This is a genomic window from Desulfosarcina sp. (assembly GCF_033791525.1).
Lineage (GTDB): Bacteria > Desulfobacterota > Desulfobacteria > Desulfobacterales > Desulfosarcinaceae > Desulfosarcina.
Map to the genome: position 1 here is coordinate 1 of NZ_JASJGN010000349.1, position 6,454 is coordinate 6,454.

Genomic DNA, 6,454 nt, shown 5'->3' on the forward strand with positions numbered 1-6,454 from the left:
ACCACTACCAAAACCTCCAAAAATAAGAGAGCCATCATTACCAATAGAGAAAGATGTTGCATTTGAAATACCTGAAAAACCTATTAAAAATAAAATCGAGCATAATATTAAAAAACTTTTTTTCATGTCCACCCCTTAAGATCCTGTTCAATTTAATTGAAGTTTTTTAACTGAAATAGAGTATGTTTTTTCTCCCCCTCATTCGATTCCGCAATATTCTAACGTTTTGAACGTAACTCTCCTTTCTTGATCATCAGTAAAAAGATCAGTTGAAAAACAGCTAAATTGTAAGCAATGCATGATAAGTCTACCCACCCCAATCCTTATCAAGTAACGTGCCGAAAATGGATCTGTTTTAAAGTACACTTATTTTGTATTTAAATTAGATGGTTCCAAATATTTTAGCTTTTTAGGTTCAGGAGATGGCAGTTTTAGGGCTAAAAAGTATGTAAAAAAAGTTATATTTATTGTTAAATTGTAGAAAATTTTACCTATTTTTGGCCAAGGCGGTGGGGGTGAAAATAGGGAAAAGACCGTTTTATCAGTTCCGTTGGTTTCATTGGTTTGATTGGTTAGAAATAATTTGGGGCGATAGACGATAGGCTATGGGCGAGAAAAAAAGGACGAACGTCGAACATCGAACATCCAACATCGAATAGTGAATGAGAAGAATAAACCAGAATTCAGAAGTCAGGCGACAGTAGACAGGATAAAAAAAGGCTATGGACAATGGGCTATGGGCGTGGAGCGGGGAGGTAATGTTCGTTTAATTGGTTGGTTATTTTGTTTTGTTTGATTGGTTAGAAATTATCGTGGGCGAGGGGCCATGGGCTGTGGGCTTTGGGCGAGAGAAAAATAACAGAACCGAGGAGATTAAGAACAGGCTATAGACTGTCGGCTATGGGCGATAGGGAAAAGATAGTATAATTGGCCTGGTGAAATCCGCTGGGCTCCTTCCTGGCGGTCTTGGGTGAAATGATGGTTCTCGCTACGCGATTTCACGGGATAAAAAATTTCACTGGCTAAAGTTGTTTCACTTGACTCCTTGGACTCTCGAATCCTTGAACCCTATTGTAACATTTCAAACACACCAAACCTAGCTGCTTTTTTGTCAAATGAAAGCACTGTTTCACAACCCGAAAGCCTGGCCGAACAGGCGATCAAGACGTCCGAAAGATCAGCGTTTTTTTCATGTGCTTCTATCAGAAAGCGCTTCAGCGCAGGTTGCGCTTCAAATTTCAGGATGGACAGGTAAAGGATATCGTTGATGGCATCCAGGATGTCCGTTTTCGAAATCTGATAGACTGCCCCCAGAACCCAAATCGTTTCCAGAATCACCAGCAAGGGGACAAAAAAAACCGCTTTCTCGGATTCAGCCTGCCTGAACAGGCGGTAAACGGCTTTGGATTGGCGCTCATCATCTCTTACGAGAAACCTGACGAGGATATTGGTATCCAGCGCCTTCATTAAAAATCAGCCTTCAGCCGTCGGGCGATCGCCTCGTCCATGGCCTCAACGGAAACGGCTTTTATGCCTGGCTTGTGCAATTTGCCGAAAAGTTCATCGACCGTTTTGGACACCGGCCGAATCAGCGCCTCCCGATCGCTGGTGAAGACAAATTCTAGTTTGTCTCCGGTGCCTACCATCAACTTTTCCCGAATCGCTTTGGGAATTGTAATTTGCCCTTTGCTGGTAATTGTTGCCAGTGCCATGGTGTTATTCCTTACTTAAAATTTTGTCTTACAACTGTGTAAGGCGCAAAGTTTTACCTGTCAATGCAATAAGAGCATTAAGAGCAGGCGATAGGCGAAGATGGAAAAGAATTTTGAATTTTTAATGATGAATTTTGAATGGATGAACAGGTGGAAGGTTGAAGGTAAAAGGCTATGGGGGAAAGGCTAAAAAGATGAACATCGAACTCGCCTGAGGCGAGCAAGCACTTGTCCGCCTTTGGCGGATCGAACGTCCAACATCGAATAATGCGTTCGCTTTGCTCTGGCGATTGATAAACTATTAAAGACATGTCTCTCGCAGAGTCGCAGAGAGAGCAAAAAGTATAGGGGGCTTCGCCCATTAAGGCAGCTGATTACCTTCGATGCGTTTTACTGGCATCAATATCCTTCAATCAATAGATCAAGATGGATTTGCAGGGCTCTTTCTATGCTGAACATACTCTCAGCATCCAACACGCCGATCCGTTTCACGATACGACGCTTGTCGATGGACCGTATTTGATCCGTCTTCACCTTGGAAGCCCTGGGAAGATTGGCCGTTCCTTTTTTCAGCTTCGCCTCGAAGGGATAAATCTTTGCTAAATTCTGCGACGTGATCGGTAGGACGGTAATGGTTCCCGAATACTGATTGCCGATATCGTTTGATATGACAACCACCGGCCTTGTTTTGGCAATCTCCCGGCCCAATGTCGGATCCAGTGCGGCCAGGTGAATCTCGCCTCTTTTAATACTTATCATCCCAGCCCTCCAAATCGGCAGATTCAAATTCAGATGTAATATCGAGGCTTTCTTTTTTGCAGGCGCGATAACCTTCAGACAATTTCTTTTCGAGCTCCACCTTTCTGTCCTGCTTAACCTTAAAGCGGATGGCCTCAGCGATGAACAGACTGCGTTTTCTGGGACCGGATATCTGGTCTACGAGTTGGATCAATTCTTTCGGTATAGTGATATTGAGTCGTACATTTTTTGTGTTCATAATTAACTCTTTCTTGTGTGTAAATATATGTGTAATAATTGATGTATTATTGAGTGGATGTCAATAGAAAACAACCGGGCCAGTGATGGGCTATGGGGAAATGCAGCAGGGCGCTGCATTAGCTGATAGCTGATAAGTTGGGAAAAGCAGGAAGGATCGGGGAGCATAGAGCGTGGAGGATCAAGAGCAGGCTGTGGGCTATAGGCGATAGGGAGGGGTGGACTATAATTTTGAATTTTTAATTAATGTTATAAAATCTATTAGATGAACACGGAAGGGAAGCGACAGGCTGGAAGGATGAACGTCGAATGAAAAGAAAGAACAAGCGCATACACCCAACCGTTTAATGCGGTATAGAACGGCGGGCAAATACTGATTGCTGAGTTAAATCATATTTGATATTTATCGGTAGCTTGTGCCAATCCGTCCTCCCTGTTAAATTTACGCCAGTGAAGTTTGGTGAATTCTACTTGAACGACAAGGACTATTTTTGCAACCCATACGAATCAAACTGCCCATTCCGTTTTTAATGGCCCTATACCTCCTATGGCCTTTTTTTTCACCCTCCCCATGCATGGCCCTGGAAGCCGGTGAATTGCTGGTCGTGGCCAACCGAAACGCCCGGGAAAGCATCGGCGTGGCCAACTATTATATGCAAAAACGGGGGGTACCCGAAGAGAACCTGTTGAAGATCTTTGTGACCGATGATGAGACCTGCTCCAGGGCGGATTTCGATCAGTTGATCGCCCGGCGCGTGCGGGAAAAGCTGGCGCAATACAGCCTCGCCCAGCGGCCACGGTGTGTAGTGACTGTTAAAGGCGTACCGCTGAGGATCAGGGCTTTGCCGTTAACCAGGGAAGAGCAGGCAGAGATCGCCGGGTTAAAAGACGAACAAGAGCGATTGAATGGTCAGTTAAGTGTAATATCGGATGACGCTGGAAAAAAAGAGGTTTCAGATGCGTTGTCCGCTGTTGAAAAAAAGATCAAGGCGTTCCAGTGGGCGCACAATACCGGCGCATCGGTGGATTCCGAATTGATGCTGGTGCTGGCCGGGGAATACCCGCTGGCCATGTGGGTGGCAAATCCTTTTTTCCTGGGCTTTAAGGATGAAAAGCTTGAATTGGCGAAAAAGGATGTGACGATGGTGAGCCGGCTGGATGCGCCCACTTCCCAATTGGTTCATCGTATGATCGATGACGCCATTGCTGCTGAAAAAGACGGGTTGACCGGAACGGCCTATTTCGATGCGCGGTATATCGATCCCGGTGATAAACCCGTTTCGGGATACGCGCTTTACGACAAATCCATTCATTTGGCGGCAAAACGGACCCGGGAAAAAGAAGTCATGCCGGTGGTGCTGGAGAATTCCGGAAAGCTGTTTCAACCGGGTGAGTGCCCGCAGGCTGCGCTTTACTGTGGGTGGTACAGCCTGGCCCGATATGTGGACGCCTTCGATTGGGTGCCCGGGGCGATCGGGTATCACATTGCCAGCGCGGAATGCCGCACGCTGCGCCAGGGAAGCAGCCAGGTCTGGTGCAAGCGCATGCTGGAAGAAGGGGTGGCCGTCACCATCGGACCGGTGGACGAGCCATATGTGCAGGCATTCCCTTTCCCCGACGTATTCTTCAGGGCGCTGACCGAGGGGATGCTGACCGTGGCCGAGAGCTACCTTCTCAGCGTGCCGTACCTCTCCTGGAAAATGGTGCTGGTGGGAGATCCGTTGTATCGGCCGTTTAAGGAGGGGGGAGGGCAATAATTTTGAATTTTGAATGATGAATTTTGAATTAATGTTATAAAGTCTATCAGATGAAGAGGAGGGACTATAGGCTGTGGGCTATAGGCGGATTAACTGATTAGCGTTGAACATCGAACGGAGAAGGGCAGGAGTCAGGAGATGAAGTTCGTTGAATTTGTTCAATTAGTTGGATTTGTTCGTTAGTTCAATTGGTTTTTTTCATTCAATGTTCGATGTTCATCTTTTCATTCTCTCGCTGAGTCGCAGAGATCGCAGAGAGAAATATGTTGATTATTTACCAGCCGCAGGCTGGCTAAACGATTTTCCGTGTGAGTCCGTGTATTTCTGTGGTTAAATTCAAGCTTTTTCACTCAGTGAGAGTTATGGGGTCGGACCGAGTAAACTCATTGAAAAAATATGGAAATAGTTTTAAAAATATCCTTAAAATGGCCTTAGAAGCTATGTTTTGGTGTGAAAAAGGGCAATTTAAGGTCTTAAAAGGAAAATAGCACGAGCCAATCGGCATTTCATTTCTGGTCACGTATGGCATATTACGCACCGTTGCCACAAACGTGAGTTTCTATTGAAGTTTTCTAAAGATCGCGATCGGTGGATGACATCGAATTTAGGACATGGATTGCCACGGATCCAAGGCAACAGCAATCGTTTAAGTTTAAGCTATGCAGCGAAAAGAACTTCGCCATTGCGAGCGAAGTCGATCACAAATAAATCACCTCGATCCCATTCCTCCTGCGTCATCGCTACCGCTTCGATTGGAGCAAAAATTTCATATATTACGTCCGTCAGGATATCAATTCGTTCCCAATAATCCTTACCGATAAAATCATCAGAAATGACGACAATATCGATGTCACTTCCTTCCCAATTGGTGGAAGACGCATAAGAACCATAAAGGATAAGTTTAAGCGGTCTTATACCCCGGGTCTTGATTCCTTGATGAAACCGATCAACGATCTTTACAACTGCCGATTTATCCATTTGATAACCTTCCTTCCATTAGTCAGGATATCCTTGACAACCACCTCATTGTACTGCTTTTGAAGATTTGCGAGATTTTCCGGATAGCGGGTGGGGATGCTGGCCTCATTTAGCTTAACAATAAATTTTCCAAGTTCCATCGGTGGTTTCATGCCGATTTCGTTGAATAAATATATCAGATTGTGGGATTTAGGAGGTATCAATCCCTTCTTTTCGTAATAAAGCCCCTTCAACGCCTTTTCAATGGAAAGGTGGCACATGAAAACGGCATATATGTGCCGACCTCCGCTTTGTATAAAATCAGCAGTCTCCATATCGTAGTCTGATTGGATCAACCATTCTTTGGTTCGTTGTTCCATTCACCCATAATAACAGACAACCTATCGAATATCCAATAAAAAAAGATGCGGGGCACATTGCCACTGTTTGTTGCAGGTGATTAGTTCCAGGTAGTGGGTATAGGGTATGGGCGATGGGCGGATTAACTGATTAACATCGAACTCGCCTGGGGCGAGCAAGCACTTGTCCGCCTTCGGCGGATCGAACGGAGAAGGGCAGGAGTCAGGAGTCAGGAGCCAGAAGCCGGGAGGAAAAGAACAGGCCATAGGCTGTGGGCGGACTATCAATTTTGAATTTTTACCTGGTGAAATTCGCTATGCTTCTTCCTTTCAGAAATTTCACTGGTTAAAAATGATGAATTTTGAATTAATGTTATGAAATCGATTAGATGAGAACGGAAGGGAAGCGGGAGACTACGAGCGGAGTCCCTATTTCCGCTATAGCCCGTTTTGGGCATCCGAGCCCAAGCGAGCGGCGGAAATGACGGGACTGCTTATGCCTGCGGCGCCCCCAGCCGTCCTGCGGTCGCCGGCACTCCGCCCCGGATCGGGGCTGGCTGCGTACCGGCGCCCTCAAATGACTGGACGGTGTGTCGGGTGCGCTTGCATGAGACCTTCGCCGGCTTCGGGACCAAGGCCCCTTCGCCACTCCGGTCACACGCCCGCGCCCTAC

The 6,454-nt window shown here is 46.1% G+C and carries 7 protein-coding genes; 1 reads left to right on the forward strand and 6 read right to left on the reverse strand.

Translation table 11 applies throughout. The features are described from left to right. Nucleotides 1–1,068: 1,068 nt before the first annotated feature. From QNK41_RS17335 to QNK41_RS17350, 4 genes are all read right to left on the reverse strand, one after another. A complete protein-coding gene (locus QNK41_RS17335; RefSeq protein WP_319259273.1) occupies nt 1,069–1,467 on the reverse strand; it encodes a type II toxin-antitoxin system VapC family toxin in 399 nt (132 codons plus the stop codon). Further along, on the reverse strand, nt 1,467–1,712 hold the full coding sequence (locus QNK41_RS17340; RefSeq protein ID WP_319259275.1) for an AbrB/MazE/SpoVT family DNA-binding domain-containing protein: 246 nt from the start codon (nt 1,710–1,712) through the stop codon (nt 1,467–1,469). Before QNK41_RS17340 ends, QNK41_RS17335 begins: the two co-directional genes overlap by 1 nt. 399 nt (nt 1,713–2,111) lie before the next feature. Further along, a complete protein-coding gene (locus QNK41_RS17345) occupies nt 2,112–2,471 on the reverse strand; it encodes a type II toxin-antitoxin system PemK/MazF family toxin (RefSeq protein ID WP_319259278.1) in 360 nt (119 codons plus the stop codon). After that, nucleotides 2,458–2,709, reverse strand: coding sequence for a hypothetical protein (locus QNK41_RS17350; RefSeq protein ID WP_319259281.1), 252 nt, complete (start codon nt 2,707–2,709; stop codon nt 2,458–2,460). Before QNK41_RS17350 ends, QNK41_RS17345 begins: the two co-directional genes overlap by 14 nt. A gap of 490 nt (nt 2,710–3,199) precedes the next feature. On the opposite strand from QNK41_RS17350, the gene QNK41_RS17355 reads away from it, so the two are divergent. Continuing rightward, nucleotides 3,200–4,465 carry a TIGR03790 family protein gene (locus QNK41_RS17355; protein WP_319259283.1) on the forward strand — a complete coding sequence of 422 codons (1,266 nt, stop codon included), beginning with the start codon at nt 3,200–3,202 and terminating at the stop codon, nt 4,463–4,465. Nucleotides 4,466–5,122: 657 nt separating this feature from the next. Here QNK41_RS17355 and QNK41_RS17360 read toward each other — a convergent pair. Next, nucleotides 5,123–5,443, reverse strand: a complete 321-nt coding sequence (locus QNK41_RS17360) for a nucleotidyltransferase domain-containing protein (protein WP_319259286.1) — start codon at nt 5,441–5,443, stop codon at nt 5,123–5,125. Further along, nucleotides 5,422–5,802, reverse strand: a complete 381-nt coding sequence (locus tag QNK41_RS17365) for a HEPN domain-containing protein (RefSeq protein ID WP_319259289.1) — start codon at nt 5,800–5,802, stop codon at nt 5,422–5,424. The genes QNK41_RS17360 and QNK41_RS17365 overlap by 22 nt, the downstream gene beginning before the upstream one ends. Between the last annotated feature and the right edge of the window lie 652 nt (nt 5,803–6,454).

Coding starts and splice junctions, on each gene's coding strand:
- QNK41_RS17350 (WP_319259281.1), bottom strand. CDS start 2,709: ATGAACACAAAAAATGTACGACTCAATATCACTATACCGAAAGAATTG.
- QNK41_RS17340 (WP_319259275.1), bottom strand. CDS start 1,712: ATGGCACTGGCAACAATTACCAGCAAAGGGCAAATTACAATTCCCAAA.
- QNK41_RS17345 (WP_319259278.1), bottom strand. CDS start 2,471: ATGATAAGTATTAAAAGAGGCGAGATTCACCTGGCCGCACTGGATCCG.
- QNK41_RS17360 (WP_319259286.1), bottom strand. CDS start 5,443: ATGGATAAATCGGCAGTTGTAAAGATCGTTGATCGGTTTCATCAAGGA.
- QNK41_RS17335 (WP_319259273.1), bottom strand. CDS start 1,467: ATGAAGGCGCTGGATACCAATATCCTCGTCAGGTTTCTCGTAAGAGAT.
- QNK41_RS17365 (WP_319259289.1), bottom strand. CDS start 5,802: ATGGAACAACGAACCAAAGAATGGTTGATCCAATCAGACTACGATATG.